Origin of the sequence: Methylobacterium sp. FF17 (genome assembly GCF_025813715.1) — a bacterium.
Taxonomy (GTDB): Bacteria; Pseudomonadota; Alphaproteobacteria; order Rhizobiales; family Beijerinckiaceae; genus Methylobacterium; species Methylobacterium flocculans.
In genome coordinates, this window is the sequence record NZ_CP107532.1 from 4975628 (window position 1) to 4997410 (window position 21783).

The 21783-nt window shown below is 69.9% G+C and carries 20 protein-coding genes and 1 pseudogene; 6 read left to right on the forward strand and 15 right to left on the reverse strand.

Features of this window, described 5'->3' with window-relative positions:
• Window positions 1-59 precede the first annotated feature (59 nt).
• From rutD to puuE, 6 genes and pseudogenes are all read right to left on the reverse strand, one after another.
• Entirely contained in the window at window positions 60-839 is a 780-nt protein-coding gene (rutD, locus tag OF380_RS23855; RefSeq protein WP_264048125.1) for a pyrimidine utilization protein D, read from the reverse strand.
• A gap of 7 nt (window positions 840-846) precedes the next feature.
• On the reverse strand, window positions 847-1236 hold the full coding sequence (gene rutC, locus OF380_RS23860; RefSeq protein WP_264048126.1) for a pyrimidine utilization protein C: 390 nt from the start codon (window positions 1234-1236) through the stop codon (window positions 847-849).
• A gap of 140 nt (window positions 1237-1376) precedes the next feature.
• Window positions 1377-2126, reverse strand: a complete 750-nt coding sequence (gene rutB, locus OF380_RS23865) for a pyrimidine utilization protein B (protein ID WP_264051470.1) — start codon at window positions 2124-2126, stop codon at window positions 1377-1379.
• Complete coding sequence (rutA, locus tag OF380_RS23870; RefSeq protein WP_264048127.1) at window positions 2126-3220, reverse strand: pyrimidine utilization protein A; 1095 nt, start codon at window positions 3218-3220, stop codon at window positions 2126-2128. Before rutA ends, rutB begins: the two co-directional genes overlap by 1 nt.
• Before the next feature lie 275 nt (window positions 3221-3495).
• Window positions 3496-4137: an HTH-type transcriptional regulator RutR gene (gene rutR / locus OF380_RS23875; protein WP_264048128.1), complete on the reverse strand. Its 642-nt coding sequence runs from the start codon at window positions 4135-4137 to the stop codon at window positions 3496-3498.
• 45 nt (window positions 4138-4182) lie between these two features.
• Window positions 4183-5073, reverse strand: a pseudogene (gene puuE / locus OF380_RS23880) (allantoinase PuuE); the annotation flags it as partial.
• 209 nt (window positions 5074-5282) lie between these two features.
• Here puuE and OF380_RS23885 point away from each other — a divergent pair.
• The 5 genes from OF380_RS23885 (at window position 5283) to ureG (ending at window position 9630) form a co-directional block, all read left to right on the forward strand.
• A complete protein-coding gene (locus tag OF380_RS23885) occupies window positions 5283-5903 on the forward strand; it encodes an urease subunit gamma (RefSeq protein ID WP_264048130.1) in 621 nt (206 codons plus the stop codon).
• Between the two features lie 13 nt (window positions 5904-5916).
• A complete protein-coding gene (gene ureC, locus OF380_RS23890; RefSeq protein WP_264051471.1) occupies window positions 5917-7635 on the forward strand; it encodes an urease subunit alpha in 1719 nt (572 codons plus the stop codon).
• A 160-nt stretch (window positions 7636-7795) separates the two neighbouring features.
• The gene (locus tag OF380_RS23895; protein ID WP_264048131.1) at window positions 7796-8338 is read left to right on the forward strand and encodes an urease accessory protein UreE; all 543 of its coding nucleotides are present in this window, start codon (window positions 7796-7798) and stop codon (window positions 8336-8338) included.
• Complete coding sequence (locus tag OF380_RS23900) at window positions 8331-9005, forward strand: urease accessory protein UreF (protein WP_264051472.1); 675 nt, start codon at window positions 8331-8333, stop codon at window positions 9003-9005. Before OF380_RS23895 ends, OF380_RS23900 begins: the two co-directional genes overlap by 8 nt.
• 10 nt (window positions 9006-9015) lie before the next feature.
• Entirely contained in the window at window positions 9016-9630 is a 615-nt protein-coding gene (gene ureG, locus OF380_RS23905) for an urease accessory protein UreG (protein WP_264048132.1), read from the forward strand.
• Window positions 9631-9697: 67 nt separating this feature from the next.
• On the opposite strand, the gene OF380_RS23910 is transcribed toward ureG, so the two are convergent.
• From OF380_RS23910 to sfnG, 9 genes are all read right to left on the reverse strand, one after another.
• Entirely contained in the window at window positions 9698-10240 is a 543-nt protein-coding gene (locus OF380_RS23910) for a TetR/AcrR family transcriptional regulator (RefSeq protein WP_264048133.1), read from the reverse strand.
• Between the two features lie 218 nt (window positions 10241-10458).
• Complete coding sequence (locus OF380_RS23915) at window positions 10459-13566, reverse strand: efflux RND transporter permease subunit (RefSeq protein ID WP_264048134.1); 3108 nt, start codon at window positions 13564-13566, stop codon at window positions 10459-10461.
• On the reverse strand, window positions 13563-14648 hold the full coding sequence (locus OF380_RS23920) for an efflux RND transporter periplasmic adaptor subunit (RefSeq protein ID WP_264048135.1): 1086 nt from the start codon (window positions 14646-14648) through the stop codon (window positions 13563-13565). The genes OF380_RS23915 and OF380_RS23920 overlap by 4 nt, the downstream gene beginning before the upstream one ends.
• 258 nt (window positions 14649-14906) lie before the next feature.
• Window positions 14907-15647, reverse strand: a complete 741-nt coding sequence (locus OF380_RS23925) for a molybdopterin-dependent oxidoreductase (RefSeq protein ID WP_264048136.1) — start codon at window positions 15645-15647, stop codon at window positions 14907-14909.
• Complete coding sequence (locus OF380_RS23930; protein ID WP_264048137.1) at window positions 15640-16353, reverse strand: cytochrome b/b6 domain-containing protein; 714 nt, start codon at window positions 16351-16353, stop codon at window positions 15640-15642. Before OF380_RS23930 ends, OF380_RS23925 begins: the two co-directional genes overlap by 8 nt.
• A 13-nt stretch (window positions 16354-16366) precedes the next feature.
• Window positions 16367-16954, reverse strand: coding sequence for a nodulation S family protein (locus OF380_RS23935; protein ID WP_264048138.1), 588 nt, complete (start codon window positions 16952-16954; stop codon window positions 16367-16369).
• A gap of 12 nt (window positions 16955-16966) precedes the next feature.
• The gene (locus OF380_RS23940) at window positions 16967-18151 is read right to left on the reverse strand and encodes an acyl-CoA dehydrogenase family protein (RefSeq protein WP_264048139.1); all 1185 of its coding nucleotides are present in this window, start codon (window positions 18149-18151) and stop codon (window positions 16967-16969) included.
• Between the two features lie 92 nt (window positions 18152-18243).
• Window positions 18244-19503 (reverse strand): SfnB family sulfur acquisition oxidoreductase, encoded by a 1260-nt coding sequence (locus OF380_RS23945; RefSeq protein WP_264048140.1) that lies wholly within the window; start codon window positions 19501-19503, stop codon window positions 18244-18246.
• A gap of 34 nt (window positions 19504-19537) precedes the next feature.
• Complete coding sequence (sfnG, locus tag OF380_RS23950; protein WP_264048141.1) at window positions 19538-20653, reverse strand: dimethylsulfone monooxygenase SfnG; 1116 nt, start codon at window positions 20651-20653, stop codon at window positions 19538-19540.
• 640 nt (window positions 20654-21293) lie between these two features.
• Here sfnG and OF380_RS23955 point away from each other — a divergent pair.
• Window positions 21294-21710 (forward strand): response regulator, encoded by a 417-nt coding sequence (locus OF380_RS23955; protein WP_264048142.1) that lies wholly within the window; start codon window positions 21294-21296, stop codon window positions 21708-21710.
• Window positions 21711-21783 lie beyond the last annotated feature (73 nt).

Sequence of the window (21783 nt, forward strand, 5' to 3'; positions counted from 1 at the left end):
GGCGCCGCCCTCGACGCACGGGGGGGCCGTTCCGGTCGGCCTCGTCTGGGTCACGGCGGTTACTCCTGTCGGTCGAGGAACGCCACGAGCGTCCGGTTGAAGCTGTCGGCGCGGGTCACGCTGTGGGCGTGGCCGCCGCTCAAGACCCGGTCGAGGCGGGCATTGGGCAGGCCCTGCGCGAGCGCCTCCGAACACAGATAGGGCACGAGGACGTCGTCGTCCGCCGCCATCACCAGGGTCTCGTGCGGAATCTGGTGCAGATCCGCCGTCAGGTCGAAGGCCTCCAGCGCCGCGATCCGCGCCAGCACCGTCTCGCGACCGGGGAATTGCGCCAGCGCGTGCGCCTCGTCCTCGGCGATGCGGGCCGCGTTCTGCGACAGCCACGGGGCCGGGTAGAGGAAGATGGCTTGCGCCCGCACATACGCCTCGGGGCTCGCCTCCAGCAGCCGCTTGCGGGCGGCAAAGCAGCGCTTCGTCGCGGAATCCGCCCGCGCCCAGGCGTTGATCGCGACGAGGCGGCCGACGCGCTCCGGATGCGAGCGGGCGAGTTCGAGGCCGATGAGACCGCCGAGCGCGTGCCCGACGATATCGCAGCGCGCGACCCCGCAGGCATCCATCACCGCCAGGGCATCGCGGGCCATGGCGGCGATGTCGTGGCCCGGTTCCAGGCGCCCGGGGGAGCGTCCGGTGCCGCGATGATCGTAGGTGATGACCCGGAACCGCGCGGTGAGCGCCGCCATCTGCGGTGCGAAATAGGCGGCCGAGCCGCCAAGGCCCGGCGAGAGCAGCACCGTCCGGGTGCCCTCCCCCTCGACGGCGTGGTGGATCGCGGTCGTCATGCGCGCGTCAGGGCCGGCCGACATGCGCCACCGTCGCGATCTCTACCAGCGCGTCGGGCTTCACGAGACCGCACTGGATGCAGTAGCGGGCCGGCTTCTCGCCGGGGAAGTACGCCGCATAGACCGCGTTGATCGCGGCATAGTCGGCCCAGTCCTTCAGGAAGACGTGGTTGAAGGTGACGTCGTCCATGGTGCCGCCGGCGGCGGTGACGACGCCCTTGATGGTTTCCAGCACATGCCGGGTCTGGGCGGCGGCATCGCCGACGTGGACGACGTTCGCCTCCGCATCGAGGGGCAGCGTGCCCGAGACGTAGAGCACGCCGTCGGCGAGCGTGCCGGGGACGTAGGGCGCCAGCGGCTTGCCGGTGCCGGGCGGGATGATCGCGGTCTTGGGCATGTCTGTTACGATGCTCCTGGGGGAGTCTCGATGGTGCCGGGTGGCTGAACTGCTCTCGCTGGGTTGGCTCGGTGTCGGGCGGTTTCCGACCTGTGCGGGTCCGACATCCGGGGTCGTCAGACCGGTCCCCTGTGGCCGCCCTATTCCGCCGCCGTGCGGGCGAGATCCGGCGAGAGGGCCGCCTCGAAGGCGGCGACATCCGAGACCCAGCCGAAGAAGGTCTCGATGTTGGACAGCGCCCCGGCCTGCAGGGCCGGCGGCCCGGCCTGGTGGGTGGCGTCGGCCAGCACGATGCCGAAATATTCGAGGAAGAAGCCGTCGCGCAGGGTCGATTCCACGCAGACGTTGGTGGCGATGCCGGTGAACACCAGGGTGCGGATGCCGGCCGCGCGCAGCAGGCTGTCGAGCTGCGTGTTGTAGAAGCCGCTGTAGCGGGGTTTGCCGAGCACGATGTCGCCGGGCTCCGGCCTGAGAGCCTCCACCAGGGCATAGTCCCAGGTTCCCTTGGCGAGCAGGCGCTCGTTCATCCCGGGCTTCGCGCGCATGGTCTTGAGGGCGTTGGACTTGTGCCAGTTCGGCGAGCCCGGTCCCCCCGCTTCCACGTAGTCGGGATCCCAGCCGTTCTGAAACCAGACGATCCGGATGCCGGCCGCCCGCGCCGCCGCCACCGCGCGGGCGATCGCCTCCACCACCGGCCCGGTGCCCGAGACGTCGAAGCCGGCGAGATCGAGGTAGCCGCCCTTCGTCGTGTAGGCGTTCTGCATGTCGACCACGATGAGCGCGGTGGCCGCCGCGTCGAAGGCGATGGATTCCGGGCGTGCGGCCAGGGTGAGGTCGCCCTGGCGCCCCGCCGCGTCGGTGTAGCCCGCCGGCCTGTCGATCCCGCCCATCATGCCACCTGTGCCATCGATTGGGCCGCCACATGCGCCCGGCTCGTCATCAGGGGCTGGATCCGGGTGCCGAAGGCGTCGAGGCCTTTGAGGAAATCATCGAACACGAGGAGCACGCCCTCGGTGCCCGGCACCGTGGCGACCGCGTCGAGCATGCGCGCCACCTCCGCGTAGGATCCGACGAGCGTCCCCATGTTGATGTTCACGGCGGAGGTCGGGTCGGCCATCTGACGCACGTTGGTGTCGGCCCCCGACTTGGTGTCGGCGGCGCCCTGGACGCCGAGCCAGGCGATGGCCTCGGCATCCGCCCCGGCCTTGTAGTGCTCCCAGGTGGCGCGGGCGGCCTCGTCGGTCTCGTCCGCGATGATCATGAACAGCACGTAGGAGGAGACATCGCGCCCCGTCGCGGCCTTGGCGGCCTCCAGCCGCTCCACGGTTGGGGCGAAGGCGGTCGGGGTGTTGACCCCCTTGCCGAAGCAGAAATTGTAGTCGGCGTATCGCGCGGTGAACTCCATGCCCGCCGTGGACTGGCCGGCGCAGATGATCTTCATGTCGGCCTGCGGGCGCGGGCTCAGGCGGCAATCCTCCATCTGGAAGAATTCGCCCTTGCGGTCGCAGACGCCGGTGTCCCAGAGGTCGCGCAGGACCTGGGCGTATTCACCAAGATACTCATAGCGGCGGGAGAAGTAGTCGTCGCCCGGCCAGAGGCCCATCTGCGAATATTCCGGCCGCTGCCAGCCGGTGACGAGGTTGAGGCCGAAGCGCCCGTTCGAGATCGAGTCGATGGTCGAGGCCATGCGCGCGGTGATGGCCGGGGGCATGCACAGGGTGGCGGCGGTGGCGAACAGCTTGATCCGGCTGGTCACGGCGGCGAGGCCCGCCATCAGGGTAAAGGATTCGAGGTTGTGGTCCCAGAACTCCGTCTTGCCGCCGAAGCCCCGCAGCTTGATCATCGAGAGGGCGAAGTCGAGGCCGTAGCCCTCCGCTTTCAGCACCACCTGCTTGTTCAGCTCGAAGCTCGGTTTGTATTGCGGCGCATTCTCCGAAAGGAGCCAGCCGTTGTTTCCGATCGGAATGAAGACGCCGACATTCATGGGAGCCTCGCGCGGGAACGAACCCAGGACACACGAACCTTGATAGATGAACCTTCGATAGACCAGGACTGGACAGGTGTAACCTGGACAAAGGCAAGTCCGGGGCCCGACGATCCGGTCTCGGACGGGGCGAGCCACCGCGACCCCAGTGAGAGAAGATCATTCAGACCAGATGGTCAAACTCAGGTTCGCGAATTCAGACCGTTTGCTCAAACTCTCTCCGGTTTGCCCGTCCGGTGTGCGCGGCTTGCCCGCGCCAGCGGCGCGTGGCCCTCTCAGCGCAGGCCGAGGCCGGCGAGGATCAGGGCCTGGGTGCTGGCGACGGTGCGCTCGAAGAAGTCCGGATCGTCGAGATCGCGCCCGGTGACGGCGTCCACCTGCACGGCGAAATCCGCGTAATGCTGGGTGATGGCCCAGATCGAGAAGATGAGGTGATGGGGATCGTGCGCGGCGATCCGGCCCGCCGCGCTCCAGCCCCGGATGATCGCCGCCTTGGCCTCCACGAGGTCGCGTAAGGGACCCTCCAGCTCCGGTCGCAGCAGGGGCGCGCCCTGAACGATCTCCAGGCAGAACAGCCGTGAGGCCTCGGGCGCGTCCCGCGACAGGGTGAGCTTGGCGCGAATGTAGCCCCGGAACGCGGCGGCCGGCTCGCTGCCGGCGTCGAGGGACTGGAGCGGATCGAGCCAGACCGCGAGCACCCGGCGCAGCACCGCGACGTAGAGTTCCTCCTTGGAGGGGAAGTAGTAGAGCAGGTTGGTCTTCGAGAGCCCGGCCCGCTCGGCGATGGCGTCGACGCTCGCCCCGTGCAGCCCCAGGCTCGAGAAGAGCGCGAGCCCTGCATCGAGGATCGCCTCGCGCCGCGCCTCGCCGTCCTTGCGGCGGCGGCGCGCGGGTCGGGAGGGAGTGGCCTGCTGCACGAAGGGATTGTTCCTCAGGGTCGAGCTGCGCCGGGATCAGGCCGGCGGGTGTGTCCGGATCCAGTGCTCGGCGATATCGATGCGCCGCGCGACCCAGACCCGCTCATGGGCGGCGATATGGTCGAGGAAGCGGATCAGCGCGCCGATCCGCCCCGGCCGGCCGGCGAGCCGGCAATGCAGGCCCACCGACATCATCTTGGGCGCCTCCGCCCCCTCCGCGTAGAGCGCGTCGAAGGTGTCCCGGAGATAGGTGAAGAGGTGCTCGCCGGTGTTGAAGCCCTGCAGGGCGGCGCATTTCATGTCGTTGGCGTCCAGCGTGTAGGGCACCACAAGGCCCCGGCCGCTCGGCTCCGTGATCCAGTAGGGCAGGTCGTCGGCGTAGGAATCCGCCAGATACGTCATGCCGGCCTCGATCGCGAGGTCGAGGGTGTGGGGCGAGGAGCGCCCGGTGTACCAGCCGCGCGGGCGGGTCCCCGTGACCGCGGTGTGGATGCGGATCGCCTCGTCCATGTGCGCTTTCTCCGCCTCGCGGGCGAAGTCGCGGTAGTCGATCCACTTTAGGCCGTGGCAGGCGATCTCCCAATCCGCTTCGGCCATGGCGTCGGCCACCTCGGGATGGCGGGCGAGGGCGGTGGCGACCCCGAACACCGTCACGGGAATCTTCCGCGACCGGAACAGCCGCCACAGGCGCCAGAATCCGGCGCGCGAGCCGTACTCGAACAGCGATTCCATGCTCATGTGGCGCTGGCCCGGCCAGGGCTGCGCCCCGACGAGTTCCGACAGGAAGGCTTCCGAAGCCGCGTCCCCATGCAGGATGCAGTTCTCGCCCCCCTCCTCGTAATTGAGCACGATCTGCACCGCGATCCGCGCATCTTTCGGCCAATGCGGGTGCGGCGGGTTGCGGCCGTAGCCGACGAGGTCGCGGGGATAGGTCAACGGCCGGCCCTTGGCTCACGGGTGAGGGTCGGTCCCGCTGTTCGACCGAGGGGGCGGCCCCTGTCAACCAGAGGATGCGAGCGGATGGGTGCTTGCGCTCGGGCCCCGGGGATGCATGCATGCGCGCCGCGTTCTTCGCCGCAAGGTCCCGCCGCGCACGGTCCTTGCCTGCACCGACACGTCCGCGCGCCAACCCCGAGGTTCTCTCCGTGCTCCTGACCCCTCGCGAAAAGGATAAGCTCCTCCTCGCCATGGCCGCGCAGGTGGCCCGCAACCGGCTCGGCCGCGGGGTGAAGCTGAACTACCCGGAGGCGGTGGCGCTGATCAGCGACTTCGTGGTTGAGGGCGCCCGCGACGGGCGCTCGGTCTCGGAACTCATGCAGGCGGGCGGGCACGTGCTCACCGCCGAGCAGTGCATGGACGGCATCCCCGAGATGATCCACGACATCCAGGTCGAGGCCACCTTCCCGGACGGCACCAAGCTCGTGACCGTGCACCACCCGATTCGGGGCGCGGCCTCGGCCGAGGTGCCCGGCACCGTGACCACGCTGCCCGGCGACATCGTTTTCAACGAGGGTGCACCCCGCACCCTGCTGAGCGTGTCCAATGTCGGCGACCGGCCGATCCAGGTCGGCTCGCACTACCACTTCTACGAGGTCAACCCCGGCCTGACCTTCGAGCGTGAGAAGGCGCGCGGCCAGCGCCTCGACATCGCGCCGGGCACGGCGGTGCGCTTCGAGCCCGGCGTGACCCGCGACGTGGTCCTGGTTCCGCTCGGCGGAAACCGCACCGTGTACGGCTTCCGCGGCGACGTGATGGGAGCGCTCTGACACCATGGCCACCATGCCCCCCCGCGCCGCCCTGCCCCGCGCCGCCTATGCCGACATGTTCGGCCCCACCACCGGCGACCGCATCCGGCTCGCCGATACCTCGCTCGTGATCGAGGTCGAGCGCGACCACACCACCTACGGCGAGGAGGTGAAGTTCGGCGGCGGCAAGGTGATTCGCGATGGAATGGGGCAGTCCCAGGTCACCAACCAGGACGGGGCGGTCGACACCGTCATCACCAACGCGGTGGTCCTCGACCATTGGGGCGTGGTGAAGTGCGACGTCGGCATCGTGAAGGGCCGCATCGCCAAGCTCGGCAAGGCCGGCAACCCGGATATCCAGCCGGGCGTCGACATCGTCGTCGGCCCCGGCACGGAAGTGATCGCGGGTGAAGGCAAGATCCTCACGGCGGGCGGGTTCGACAGCCACATCCACTACATCTGCCCGCAGCAGATCGACGAGGCCCTGTGCTCCGGCGTCACCACGATGCTGGGCGGCGGCACCGGCCCGGCGCACGGCACCTTCGCCACCACCTGCACGCCCGGCCCCTGGCACCTCGCCCGGATGATCGAGGCGGCGGAGTCGTTTCCGATGAACCTCGCCTTCGCGGGCAAGGGCAACGCGGCGCGGCCCGAGAGCCTGGTGGAGATGATCCGGGCCGGGGCCTGCGCCCTCAAGCTGCACGAGGATTGGGGCACCACCCCCGCCGCCATCGACACCTGCCTCACCGTGGCCGACCTCCACGACGTGCAGGTGATGATTCACTCCGACACGCTCAACGAATCCGGCTTCGTGGAGGACACGATCCGCGCCTTCGCGGGGCGGACCATCCACGCCTTCCACACCGAGGGCGCGGGCGGCGGCCATGCGCCGGACATCATCAAGGTGGCGGGCCTCGCCAACGTCCTGCCCTCCTCGACCAACCCCACGCGCCCCTACACGAAGAACACCATCGACGAGCATCTCGACATGCTGATGGTGTGCCACCACCTCGATCCGGCCATCCCCGAGGACCTCGCCTTCGCGGAGAGCCGCATCCGCCGCGAGACCATCGCGGCCGAGGACATCCTGCACGACATCGGCGCCCTCTCGATGATGTCCTCGGACAGCCAGGCCATGGGCCGGGTCGGCGAGGTCGTCATCCGCACCTGGCAGACGGCCGACAAGATGAAGCGCCAGCGCGGCGCCCTGTCCGGCGACGCCAGCGGCAACGACAACCTGCGTGCCCGCCGCTACGTGGCGAAGTACACCATCAACCCGGCCATCGCGCACGGCGTCTCGAAGCACATCGGCTCGGTGGAGCCCGGCAAGCTCGCGGACCTCGTGCTGTGGACGCCCGCCTTCTTCGGCGTGAAGCCCGACCTCGTGATCAAGGGCGGCGCCATCGCCACCGCGCCGATGGGCGACCCCAACGCCTCGATCCCGACGCCGCAGCCGGTCCATTACCGCCCGATGTTCGGCGCCTACGGCCGGGTGCCCTTCGCCACCGCGCTGACCTTCGTGTCGAAGGCCGCCATCGAGGATGGCCTCGGCGACAGGCTCGGGCTGCAGAAGCGCCTCGTCGCCGTCGAGAACGTGCGCGGCGGCATCTCCAAGAAGAGCATGATCCTCAACGACGCCACCCCGAACATCGAGGTCGACCCCGAGACCTACGATGTCCGTGCCGACGGGGAACTGCTGGTCTGCGAGCCGGCGGATGTGCTGCCGATGGCGCAGCGGTACTTCCTGTTTTGAGCCAAAGCACTGCGTTGGGGTGTGGGGCTCCGCGGCACCCTGCCCGTGCAATGCGGCGCGGCTCCTGAACGAGGATTTTGACCCTGCCACATCGAACCCGGATTCCCATGACGCCATCGCTCCGCCGCGTGAAACGAGGCGCCACTCTGTCTTCGCAACCATGATCCGCGCGACGAAAGTCCTGCGCCGCGACGCGCTGGCGGGTGAGATCGTCGACCGCATCGTCCTCGACCACGGCGATCGGCATCGCCGGCGCATGGCGATGCGCACCGTGGGCGGCCTGTCGTTCCTGCTCGATCTGCCCGAGCCGACGGTCCTCGACGACGGCGACGCCCTGGTGCTGCAGGATGGGCGGCTGGTCTGGGTCGAGGCCGCGCCCGAACCGCTGCTGGAGATCCGCGCGCCCGACGACCGCGCCCTCAAGCGCCTGATCTGGCACATCGGCAACCGGCACATCCCGGCCGAGATCGGCGCGGACGCGGTCTATATCGGTTTCGACCACGTGCTCGCCGAGATGGTGCGGGGTCTGGGCGGCAGCGCCGAGGCGGTGGAGCGTCCGTTCCGGCCCGAGGGCGGCGCCTATGCGGGCGAGGCCGCCGGGCACCACCACCACGGCCATCACCACCACGACCACGACGATCACCACCACGGCGGTCATCATCACGGCGGTCACCATCACGACTTGCCGCCTGCCCATGATTGAGGTCCTGCGCCTGATGGCATGGCTGTGGCCGGGCTATCCGGTGGGCGCCTATGCCTATTCGCACGGGCTCGAGGGGGCGGTGGAGAGCGGCGATGTCGGCGACGAGGCCTCGCTGACGGACTGGCTGGCCGACGTGCTCGAACGCGGATCGGGCCGCAACGACCTCATCCTCTTGGCGCACGCCCATGCGGCGGCGCTGGCGGGGGATGCCGTCGCGCTCGCCGAACTCAACGACCTCGCCCTGGCGCTGGCCCCCTCGCGCGAACTCCACCTGGAAACGAGCCAGCAGGGGCGCAGCTTCCTCGACGCCACCGTGGCGGCCTGGGGCGCGCCGGGCCTCGACCGCCTCGCCGCCACCCTCGACGCGGCCGTGGCCTACCCGGTCGCAGTCGGCCTCGCGGCCGGCGCCCACCGGATGGCGCGCGCGCCGGTGCTGGCCGGCTTCGGCCTCGCCTTCCTGCAGAACCTCGTCTCGGCGGCCCTGCGCTGCGCACCCATCGGCCAGAGCGCCGGCACGCGGATCATCGCCGCCCTCACGCCACGGGTGACGGCGCTGGCCGCCACGATCCCGGCGCTGACCCTCGACGATCTCGGCAGCGCCACGTTCCGCCTCGACCTCGGCTCGTTCCGGCACGAGACCCAGTATTCCCGGATTTTTCGCTCTTGAGGAGCCTGCGATGACCTCCCCCAACGGCCCGCTCCGCGTCGGCATCGGTGGCCCCGTGGGCTCCGGCAAGACCGCGCTGATGGAGCAGCTCTGCAAGCGGTTCCGCGAGACCTACGAGATCTGCGCGATCACCAACGACATCTACACCAAGGAGGATGCCCGCCTCCTCACCGTGGCCGGGGCGCTTCCCGAAGAGCGGATCATGGGTGTCGAGACGGGGGGCTGCCCGCACACCGCGATCCGCGAGGACGCCTCGATCAACCTCGCGGCGGTGGCCGAGATGCGCCGGCGTTTCCCGAAGCTCGACCTCATCCTGATCGAGTCCGGGGGCGACAACCTCGCGGCGACCTTCTCGCCGGAGCTTGCCGACATCACCCTCTACGTCATCGATGTCGCGGGCGGCGAGAAGATCCCCCGGAAGGGGGGCCCCGGCATTACCCGCTCGGACCTCCTCATCGTCAACAAGACCGACCTCGCCCCCCTGGTGGGCGCCGATCTCGACATCATGGAATCCGACACGAAGCGCATGCGCGGCGCCCGCCCCTACGTGTTCGCCTCGCTGCGGGAGGGCCACGGGGCCGACGCCATCGCGCGCTTCGTGGTGGAGGCCGGCGGGCTGGGCTGATCCCCCGTTCGCACGGATCACGACCGAGGGGGGATCCTGTCCCCGGTTCGATTCGCCGGAGACGGGATCAGCGCGTGACGGAGGCCTGCGCGGCCTGGAGCAGATCCGTCGCCAGGGCCTCGTCGTTGACCGCACGGGCCAGGACGACGGCACCCACGAGCGTCGACAGCGTCGCCAGCGAACGCTGCCGGCGGCGCTCACGCGAAGCCTTGGGCGTCAGGTCCGCCAGGATGGAGGCCAGATGCTCGACGGCATGGCTGAAGCGCGTCCGGACCGGGCTGTCGGCCGGTTCCCGCGAGACGTCGTTCGCCAGGGCCGCCAGGGGGCACCCCTTGCCCGGCGACTGGACGTGTCCGGACGAGAGATAGTTCGCGATGATGGTGTCCACTGCACCGCGCCGGTCCTCGGCGACGGCGGAATCGAACGCCTCGGCCACCAGGGCGTCCTTGTTGGCGAACTGCCCGTAGAACCCGCCATGGGTGAGGCCGGCGGACGCCATGATGTCCGCCACACCGACGCCATGGAGACCACGCTCCCGGAACAGGGACGCGGCGACCTCGACGACGCGCTGACGGTTCAGCCTGGCCTGCTCCTGCGAAACTCTCGGCATTCCCGGATCCTTCGGCGTTCTGGGTCCCACTATAAATGCGTCGCGTCATCCAAAGAAGGGCGGGCCCGGCGGTGTTCCCGCGCGTCCGGCGCATGAGGACAATCGACCGGCCCGCGCGAGGGGGCAGGAGCGCGGGCCGGTCGTCGTACCGCACGCTCCGTTGCGGAGCGCGCGATCCTGCGGACCCCGGAGCGGGGCCGTGCGTCGTTCCGCCCGCGTCAGGGGCCGGCCGGGAGCGGCATCCCGCCGGTGTCCGGCGCAACGGCCCCTCCCCTCGGGGCCCGTGCCACCCGGAACCACAGGGCATAGAGTGCCGGCAGGAAGAGCAGCGTCAGCAGGGTGCCCACGCCGACCCCGCCGATGAGCACGTAGGCCAGCGCCCCCCAGAACACCGAGTGGGTGAGCGGAATGAAGGCCAGCATCGCGGCGGCGGCCGTCAGGATGACGGGGCGCGCCCGGCGCACCGTCGATTCCACGATGGCGTCGTAGTCGGACAGGCCCGCTTCCCGGTCGTGGTGGATCTGATCCACCAGGATCAGGGTGTTGCGCATCAGGATGCCCGACAGGGCAATGAGGCCGAGGATCGCGTTGAAGCCGAAGGGCTGGTTGAAGATCAGCAGGGTCGGCGCGGCCCCGACGAGGCCGAGCGGGGCGGTGGCGAACACCATGAACATGGTGGTGAATGAGCGCACCTGGATCATGATGACGGTCAGCGTCACGATCAGCATCAGCGGGAAGACCGCGACCAGCGACATCATCGCCTTGGCGCTCTCCTCCACCGCGCCGGCGGTGTCGATGCGATAGCCCGGCGGGAGCTTCGCCTTGATCGGGTCGAGGAGCGGCAGCACCTCGGCGTGGATGTCCGGCGGCTGACGGCCGTCGCGCACGTCACCCTGCACCCGGATGTAGGTTTCCCGGTTGTAGCGCTTCAGCACCGCGTCCTCGCTGGTGCTCTCCAGCCGTGCCACCTGGGAGACCGGCACCTGGCGCCCGTCCTTCGTCGCCAGCGTCAGGTCGCCGATCTCGCCGAGCGAGCGTCGCTCTGGGCCGGGGCTGCGCAGCAGCACGTCGACGGAGCGCAGGTTCTCGCGCACCTGGGTGGCGGGCGTGCCGTTGAGGTAGCTCTGCAGTTGCTGTCCGGCTTCCTTCGGGGTCAGGCCGATCAGGCGCAGGCGCTCCTGGTCGAGGGCGAGGCGCAGGCTCGGCGTCCTGTTGCCCCAGTCGAGGTGGACGAGGCGCATGTTGGGGTTGGCGGCCATGACCTCCCGAACCTCGGCGGCGAGCCCGCGGATGACGTCGAGGTCGGGTCCGACCACCCGGAAGGCCACGGGAAAGCGGATCGGCGGGCCGAACACGATCTGCAGCACGCGCACGCGGGCCTCGGGGAAGCGGCCCGCGTCGACGAGCTTGCGGACCTTGACCCTCAGGGCGTCGCGGGCATGGGCGTCGGCCGTCTGCACGACGATCTGCGCGAAGGCGGGGTCGGGCAGCTCGGGGTCGAAGGAGAGCACGAAGCGCGGCATGCCCTGGCCGATGTAACTCGTGATCTCGCCCGCCTCGGGCAGGTCCCGCAATGCGGATTCGACCTTCCGGACGCTGGCCTCCGTGGTGGCGAAGGCGGATCCGGTCGGCAGCGTCACCTCGACGATGAGCTCGGACCGCTCGGAATTCGGGAAGAACTGCTGCTCGACCTTGCTCATGGCGACCACGGCACCCGCGAACAGGGCCACGATGATGCCGGCGGCCATCCACTTGTGGTCGACCGACATCCGCACGATGCGGCGCAGGCGCTGGTAGTTCTTGGTGGCGTAGATCGCCTCGTGGCCGCCCTCGACCCGGCGGATGTTCGGTAGGAGCTTGACGCCGAGATAGGGCGTGAAGGTCACGGCCACGATCCACGAGATGATCAGCGAGAACGAGACCACCCAGAAGATGTTGCCGGCATACTCGCCCGCCGTGGAGGCGGCGAAGCCCACGGGGAGGAAGCCCGCGATGGTCACGAGGGTGCCGGTGAGCATCGGCGCGGCGGTGGCGCTCCAGGCATAGGTCGCCGCCTCGATCCGGTCGGCCCCCTCCTCCATGCGCACCACCATCATCTCGATGGCGATGATGGCGTCGTCGACGAGGAGCCCCAGCGAGATGATGAGGGCCCCGAGCGTGATCCGGTCGAAGTCGCGGCCGGTGACCATCATCACCACGAACACCGCCGAGAGGGTGAGCGGCACGGCGAGCGCCACCACGATGCCGACCCGGAAGCCGAGCGCCACCAGGGACACGACGATCACCACCGCCAGCGCGGTGAAGAACTTCACCATGAACTCGTGGATGGCCTCCTCGATGACCTTGGCCTGGTCGGTGATCTTGGTGAACGCGATGCCGGTGGGCATCTCGTGATGGATCGCCACCTCCTCGGCGTTCAGGGCCGCGCCGAGGGTCAGGCCGTTGAAGCCGGGCTTCATCACGAGGCCGAGCATCAGGGCGGCCTCGCCGTCGTTGCGGATCGCGAAGGTCCCGGGGTCCTCGTAGCCGCGCTTCACCTCGGCGATGTCGCCGAGCTTGAGGCTGCGGTCGCCGGCCGCCACCGGCAGGTTGCGGATCGCGTCGAGCCCGTCGATGGCGCCGTCGAGGCGCAGGTACACGCGCGGCCCCGCCGATTCCACGAAGCCGGCCGGCGTCACGTCGTTCTGGTTGGCCAGCGAGGCCAGGAGTTGCTGCCCCGTGATGCCCAGGGTCGCGAGGCGCTGGTAGGAGATCTCGACGAAGATCTTCTGGGCCTGCTCGCCCAGGATGTTGATCTTCTCGACGCCGGGCACGCGCAGCAGGCGCTGGCGCAGGTCCTCGGCGCGCAGCACGAGGTGGCGGTGCGGAAGGCCCTTGGCCTGGAGCGCGTAGAGGGCGAAGTAGATGTCCGAGAATTCGTCGTTGAACAGCGGTCCCATCACCCCGCGCGGCAGGCTGGAGGCCTGGTCGGAGAGCTTCTTGCGGGCCTGATAGAACTCCCCCTGCAGCTTGGCCGGCGGCATGTTGTCCCTGAACATCAGCTTCATCAGCATCAGTCCGGGCCGGACCGTGGTCTCGACGCGGTCGTAGTGGACGAGCTCCTGCAGGCGCTTCTCCAGCGGGTCGGCGACCTGTCGCTGCACCTCCTCGGCGGTCGCCCCGGGCCAGGCGGCCGAGACGGTCATCGCCTTGACGGTGAAGGCCGGATCCTCGGCGCGTCCGAGCTTCTCGAAGGCGAAGAAGCCCGCACCCGTGAGCGCGAGGAGGAGGAAGAGCGTGACGGCCCGCTCGCGGACCGCCAGGGCGGACAGGTTGAAGCCGGTCATCGGGCCACGCCCGTCATGCTGGCGGGGGCCAGGCGCACGCTCTGGCCGGCCTTGAGGAGGTGGGCGCCGAGCGACACGATCCGGTCGCCGGGGTTGAGCCCGGTGGCGACCTCCGCGCTCTCCTCCGACAGGCGGACGATGGCGACGGGCTGGGCCGTGACGGTTCCCGTGGCGGTGTCGAAGCGCCAGACCGCAGAGCCGGAGCCCGGGTCGAACAGGGCCCCGAGCGGCACCGAAACGCCCGAGGCATGCCCGGCCTCCGTGGACTTGAGCCTGAGCGTCACCGTCGCGCCCAGCGGCGCCCCCTCGCCGGCTTCCGAGAGGATGTAGCGTGCCCGGTAGGTGCGGGTGGCGGGGTCGGCGGTGGCGGAGAGCTCGCGCAGGCGCGCCGGATAGGTCGCCTCGCCCTCGGCATAGAGCGTGGCCGAGGCCTCGCCCCGCGCGAGGCGCCGGCTCGCCTCGGGCAGGAACACCTCCGCCTCGCGGGCGCCGTCACGGGCGAGCTTGACCACGGTCTGCCCGGCCGCGACCACCTGGCCGGGCTCGGACGGCACCTCCATCACGACGCCGTCGGCATCGGCCCGAAGCTCGGAATAGCCGGCCTGGTTCTCGATCTGGCTCGCCTGGGCCTCGGCGTTGTTGAACTGGGCGATGGCGGCATCGGCCGCGCCCCTGTTCTGGTCGTAGGTCTGCTTCGAGGTCCAACCGTCCGAGACGAGCTTGCGGCTGCGCTCCTCGTCGGCCCTGGCCCTGATCATCTGCGCACGGGCGGCCTCGACGGAGGCCCGGGCCGCGTTGAGGGCCAGCGTGAAGTCCGTCCGGTCGAGGCGCATCAGGGGCTGGCCGCGCGTCACCCGGTCCCCCGGATCGACGAGGCGCTCCAGGATCTTGCCGCCGACGCGAAAGCCGAGGTTGCTCTCGGTACGGGCCCGGACCACGCCCGTGTAGCGGCTGACGCCCCCTACCCCCGGGGCCACCGCGACGGTCTGGACCAGGGGCGGCTCCGGCGTCACCGCCGTCTCGGCCGGCGAGCAGGCCGCGAGGGCCAGGCCCGTGAGACCGATCACCCATCTCGTATCCATCGCCCGACTCCCTGTCCCGCCTCAAGCGATCTAATATGATGATCAACATCTATTAGGGCGGGAGGAGGCCGTCAATGGTTCTTCGTTCGAGGCGTGACCATCGCCCCTTCCGCGAGGGGATTCCCGGTCCCCGGGCGACGGGTACCAGGCATCATGCAGGTTGCGAGGGATGTCCCGGCGCAGGCGCAGGGGCCCTCATGCGACCGGTCTTCTCAGGAGAATCACGAGCGGTCGCGCGGTCCACGACGGGACCGGTCCTCAGATTCCCGCGTACCAGGGGAAGCCGAGTTCGGCGACCATGCTGCCGCGTCCCTTGCCCAGGCCGTCGACGCGGTCGACCGCCTCGATGGCGCTGACGTATTTCAGGCTCTTGTAGCCGAGCTGGCGCTCCACCCGCAGGCGGACGGGGGCACCGTGCGCCACCGGCAGGTCGCCGCCGTTCATGCCGTAGGCGAGGATCGTCTGCGCGTGGAGGGCGTCGAAGAGGTCGTAGCTGTCCCACCAGCCGTCGACGCTGCGGATGACGATGAAGCGGGCCTCGGGCTCGAGACCCACATGCGCCAGGAGGTGCGCCAGCGGCACGCCGGTCCAGCCGCCGATGGCCGACCAGCCCTGCTCGCAGGCATGCAGCGTGATCTGCGAGCGCGCCGGCATCGCCCTGAGGTCGGCCAGCGAGAAAGCCCCCGGCCGCGCCACGAGTCCGCTGACGGGCAGCTTCCAGTCGGCGAAGCCCAGCGCCTTCGAGCGCCGGTAGCCGGCGTCGTCCGGGTCCGTGGTGTTGATGGTCGGGAACACCGCCGAGATGGATTCCGGACCGAACTCGCGCACCAGGGGCTGGCGGCGCTGGAGCCAGCGCTGGACCGCGAAGGTGAGGCCGTTGCTCCAGTCGTAGGGGGTGGCGAGGTGTGACAGGGCCGGGGCCTCGCAGCCGCCGAGCCAGCCGGTGCCGAGGAGCGTGCCCGAGCCGATGAGGAGGCGGCGGCGCGAGAGGTCACGCATCGGGTCTCTCCACCGGGATCTCGGGAGGAACGCGGAACCGCCCGGTGATCATCGAGCGCATCAGGTTGCCGGCCCCGCCGACGAAGACCTGCGCGACGTGGACCACGAGGAACAGTACGAGGAGGCAGGCGGCCAGGAAGTGCAGCGTGCGCGCCGATTGCCGGCCCCCGAACAGAGCGAACAGTTCCGGATAGGCCGCCGTGACCCCCGGGGACATGGTGAGGCCGGTGAGCACCATCAGGGGAAACAGCAGGAGCAGGACCGCCAGGTAGGCGAATTTCTGCAGCGCGTTGTAGCGCAGGGCCTCGTGCCCGCGCGCGACCCTGAGGCGGGCATGGTCGGCGAACTCGCGGGCGAGGTGGCGCGGGGCCAGCTGGTCCCGGTCGGGTACGAGGTCGCGGGCGAAATGACCGCCGACGAAGGCGACGATGAGGTAGACGATCCCGTTGAGGACCAGCACCCAGGCCGCGAGGAAGTGGAGATTGCGGCCCCAGCCCGTCTGTTCGAGGTTCACCGGCAGGGGCAGGTCGAAGGCCGCCGGAGCGTCGTTGGCGCCGGTCTCACCCCAGAACAGGCGCGGCAGGGCGAGCAGGATCGCGATGCCGCTGACGACGAGCGCGAGGAAGGCGGCGGTGTTGATCCAGTGAGTCAGGCGCACCCAGGTGGCATGGCGCCGGACGATGTCCGGGGGCGTGGTCCGCGTCATCGGGGAACGCGCCTCACGCGCGCGCCCGCAGCACGTCGAGGCGGTAGCGGTCGGTGCGCTCCTGGCGATGGGGTTCGAGATGGTCTCGCGTCCGCGCGATGATCGTCTCCACGGCGTCGTCCGCACTGACGGGGTAGTTCGTCTCCCCGAGCCAGTGCACGAGGACGACCTCCGTGCCCGGCTTCAGGGCCGCGACGAGGTGGTCGGCGATGCCCGCGAGATCCTCCGGCGTGAAGAAGTAGAGCACCTCCGACAGGACGATGAGGTCGAACCGGCCCGGGGGCCATTCCGCCGGCACCGCCGCACGCAGGAAGGCGACCTGCGGGCAGTCCGCGCAGCGCGCCTGCGCAGCCTCGAGGGCGCTTGGCGCCACGTCGAGGGCGAGCAGGCGCCCGCAGCGTTCCGCCAGCCGCCGGGTGAGCACCCCGATGGAGCACCCCACCTCGAGGGCCTCGGCGTAGTTCGCTTGGCCGAGGCTCGCCAGGGTGGCCTCGTACTTGGCCTGCTCGTAGGCACTGGTCGTGAAGCCCCAGGGATCGGGATTCGACGCGTAGAGCTCGGTGAAATAGTCCGGCGTGAGCGAATGTGTGGAGCGTGTCATGGACCCTCGCCGCTAACGATCAGCCGGAACCTCAGGAATAAAGGGCTCCGCCGGATCGCGCCAGAGGAGGTCGGCGGGCCGCGCATCCGCCAGGACATGGGCGGCTGCGCTGGTGAGCGCCCGGTCGGGGCCGGGCTGGCGCAGGTAGGTCGCGAGATCCCGGGTCAGCCGCTCCAGGGGATGCGGCGCCAGGAACCCGGAGAGCCCCACCGAGCGCTGGGTGCGTTCCAGGACGTCGAGCCCGGCCCGCTCGACCGCCAGCCGAGTCAGGTTGACGTAGGCGATGACCCGGGCCGGATCGGCCTCGGGGTCGCTGGCGAGCCGCGCCGCCTGGGTGACGAACAGGCGAGCCGTCTCCACAGCGATCGCGGCCTCGCCGAGACGGGCCGCCTGGTGCGGGTCGCCGCCCCGTCCGGTTTGCCCGAGATGGTCCCGCAGGGCATCGAACACCGCCTCGACGCCCCCGAGCTGCACGGCGGCGAAGCGCCAAGCCCCGCCGGAGAAGTGCGGTTCGGCAAAGTAGGCGTCGGGACCGCCAACGAATCCGCCGGGGTCGGCGGGCAGCCCCGTGAAGTCGAGGATGCCCGAGTGCGAGGCGCGCATGCCCTGCGCCCGCCAGCCCGAGAGGTCGGCCCGGGTTCCGGCCTCCAGGTCCACCACCATCATCTGCTGGCGCCCGTCGGGCCGGCGCGCGGTGACGAGGGGGCGGGTGACGGAGCCGGCACCGGAGGCGAAGGACTTGACCCCGCGCAGCGTCGCTGCGCCGTCCGCCTCCTCGAGGGTGAGGCCGCCCGCCTGAGGCTGCGTGTTCCAGACCCCGAACAGGTGGCCGTCGCAGGCGTCGCCCGCCAGGCGTTCGGCCACCGCCGGCTCGGCGTAGCGGACGACGAGGGCCAGCGCGTTGACATGCCCCTCGTAGAGCCGCCCGAGGGCGAGGCTGCCGCGCCCGATCTGCGCCAGGAGATCGGCGAGAGCCGGCGCCATCTCCGGCGCATCGAGGCCGCCTCCCCCCAGGGCCACCGGCAGCGGCGCAGCGAGCAGGCCCGTCGCGTGGGCGTGGGCGATATCCTCTGCGGGAAACCCGCCCTCCCGGTCGAGGGCATCGGCACGCTCGGCCGCGCGGCGCGACACCGCGCGCGCGGCGGCCCTGATCCGGGCCGGGCCGGTCTCGATACGGTCGTGGGGGACGAAGTTCATGCGAAGGGACATGGATCACGCGCGCGCGACCGCCAGATGGCGGACGCGTACGAAACCCGACTTTGTCCCGCGTCAAAGGCGCCGGAGACGCCTCAGCTCCAGGCGTGGAAGGGTGGGTTCACCCCGTTCAGGGCGTGATTGCCGATGATCGCGTATTTCCAGCGCACGGGATCGTGGAGCGTGTGGGTGCGGGCGTTGCGCCAGTGCCGGTCGAGGTTGTGCTCGGAGAGCGTCGCGCGGGTCCCGGCCAGCTCGAACAGGGTGTTGGCGGCGGCGAGCGCCACCTCGGTGGTGAGTACCTTCGCCTCGGCCACCGCGAGTTGCGCGGCCGCGACCGTGTCGGCATCCGGGGCCACCACGGCGGTATCGATGGCGAGCCCCGCCCGGTCGAGGAGCGCTTCCGCCGCGTGCAGCCGGATCGTCAGGTCTCCGACGATCCGGATGGTGTGGGGGTCGTCGGAGGCGCGCTCCAGGCCGCTGTCGATCCAGGGCCGGGACTTGGTGCGCACGAACGCGATGGTCTCGGCCAGCGCCGCCCGGGCGATGCCCGCATCCACCGCGGCCTGGATGATCTGGAAGATCGCCCCGTCGGCGCTCGGGCGCGCGTAGCCCTTCCAGGCCGGCACCAGATGGGTCTTCGGCACGCGCACGTCCGCGATCTCGACGGTGCCGCTCGCGGTGGTGCGCTGGCCGAAGCTCGACCAGTCGTCGATCACGGTCAGGCCGGGGGCGTCGCGCTCCGCGATGGCGTACCAGGGCCGGCCCTCGCCATCGAGGGCGACGATGGGGACGAGGTGCGCCAGCAGCGCGCCGGTGGCGTAGAACTTGGTGCCCCGCACCACCACGTGGTCGCCGTCCTCCACGAAGGCCGTCCGGAAATCGGCCGCCCGCGGTGTGCCGATCTCCGAGAACGCATTGCCGAAGCGGGTGCCGGCGAGCACGAGGCCGAACAGCAGGGCCTTCTGCTCCGTGTCCGAGACCGTGTCGATGGCGGCGACGATGCCGAGGTGGTTCTGGGCGATCTGACCGATGGAGGGGTCGGCCGCCGAGATGATGGCGATCACCTGGGCCAGGGTGCGGTAGGAGACCCCCGGCCCGCCATGGACCTTCGGGACGTTGATCGACCAGAGGCCGCTCTGCGAGAATGCGTCGAGTTCGGCGTGCGGACGGCGCCCGGTGCGGTCGCGCTCGGAGGCTCCGACCTGGAACGCCGCCGCGAGGCGTTTCGCGATCTCCAGCGCTTCCGCATCGTCCCGGACGACGTGCGCCGGGTCGGACGGCCGGGCGGGGCCGGGCGCCCCGGTCGGCAGGTGGAAGGCATCGCGCGCGCCGGCGCTGATGGCGATGGTCATGGGCTCACTCCCTGCGGTCGGATGACGGAACGGCTCAGGCGGCCTCGGCCCGCTGGCGGCGTGCGGCCTCCAGCGCCCGAACCCGGGGAATGACGTGTTCCCCGAAATACGCGACCTCCTCCTGGAAGTGCAGGAAGGCGAGGAGCGCGAGGTCCACGCCGACATCCTTCAGGGCCACGATGCGCTCGGCGATCTGGTCCGGCGTGCCGATGAGGTTGGTCTTGAAGCCGTCATTGTACTGGACGAGGTCCTCGAAGCTCGATTTCGCCCAATTGCCTTCCCCTTCCGGCGAGGCCTTGCCGGCGTTCTTCGCCTCGTGGCCGAAGGCCTTCACGGCTTCAGGATCGGCGTGGTCGATGATGTCCTGCAGGACGGCACGGGCTTCCGCCTCCGTCTCACGGGCGATGACGAAGGCGTTGACGCCGACCTTCACGGAATGCCCGTTGGCGCGCGCCTTGGCCTGGATGTCGTCCACCTGGGCCGCGATGCCCTCGGGCGTGTTGCCGTTGGTGAAGTACCAGTCGGACACCCGCGCGGCCATGTCCCGCGCCGCCCGCGAGGAGCCACCCTGGAAGACCTCCGGCTGCGGGTCGGCCGGCTTCGGCTTCAGGGTGTAGTTGGTGAAGCGGTAGAAATCGCCCCGGAAGGTGAAGGCGTCCTGGGTCCAGATCCCCCGCAGGGCGCGGATGAACTCCTCCGAGCGGCGGTAGCGCTCGTCATGGTCGAGCCAGGGCTCGCCGATGGCGCGGAACTCGCCCGAGAACCAGCCCGAGACCACGTTGACGGCGATGCGCCCCTCCGTGAGCTGGCTGATCGTGGCGATCTGCTTGGCGGCGAGCGTCGGGTTCCAGGGACCGGGCAGCAGCGCCGCGATGACCTTGAGCTTGGAGGTCGCGGCCAGCAGCGCGTGGCTGAAGGCGACGGATTCGTGCTGGTACTCGGCGCCGTAGCCGGCGGTGAAGCGGATCTGCGTCAGGGCGTAGTCGAACCCGGCTGCTTCCGCGATCTGCGCCAGGCGGCGATTGTAGGGCGCGTCCCAGCTCGTGCGCTGGGGGATCTTGCTGATGACGAGGCCACCCGAGACGTTGGGCACCCAGTAGGCGAACCGGATCGGATCGCTGCGGTCGCGGTGTGACGGCGGAAAGCCCATGGTGACCCTCATGCGTTCGGACGGGACGCCAGGGAATGGCATCCCAGGATTTCGGGTTGAGCGATGGAAGACAGGTCGATGCGCAATCACGGCCACGTGATTTTCGTGCGTCGACTGGGTGTTTGCTTCGGCTTCTCAAGTCCACGCCAGGATTGCGCGGACGGCTGCCGACGTCAAAGGAAGCAAACGGCTTTTTTCGGCGCGATCGGGAAAGCCTCTTCTCCGTTTCGGGCGCACAACCGAAGGTTCGCCGCACCGCGCCGGAGCGTTCCCGTCGGCCCGGTCCGGTCGGGGCCTCCCGGCATCGCGGCGCCTCACGGGTCCGGTGCTTGAGCCTCGCGATAGGCTCCATGCGGAAACCGGGCCCGCCGCGCATGGGACGTCGGAGCATAGTCCATCACGAATGCAGATCAGGCATCGTCAGCATTCTTAATAGGCAGAGAGATGCTGATAAGGTGGGCATCTGCACCAAATCGTTGATCTCGGGAAATTGTGAAAAGAAATGGAGTTGTCTGGCGAAACTCGGTGTTTAAGGACGCGTTAACCGCTCGATTCCTACGATCGGGATCTCGTCCATCTGCGAATCGTTGCTCACCCGAAAGCCGAAGCATTCGACATCGGTTCACACAGGAACACCGTCATGCTTGTTGCGTCCCCACAGCCCCTCGTGGTCCTCCTCGCCGGGGACGAGTTGACCCGCTCCATCACGACGAGTTGCCTAGAAATGTCAGGCTTCAACGTGCTGGGCGCACGCACCGCCGGCGAGGTCGAGGCCCTGCTGCTGGCCCAGACCGGCGGGCGCCGGGTGGACGTGCTCGTGACCGATGCCGACGTGCGCGATACGGTGGACGGGCTCTCCCTCGCCGCCGTCGCGCGCTGCCTCGATCCCACGGTGGGCGTGGTCTGCACCGCCCGCTCCCCCCGTCGCCTCGATCCGGAGGCGATGGTGCCGGGTGCGCTCTGCCTGCGCACGCCCTATCACGGGCACCAGCTCGTCGCCCTCCTCGGCGAACTGCTGGCGCCGGTCCAAGGCGACCTCGACCGCGCGGCTGCCTGAGCCCGCCTCGCTTCGGTGGCCTTTCGCACGGACGGATCGGCGCGTCCGACCTAGGGTGTCTCCGGCCGGCACG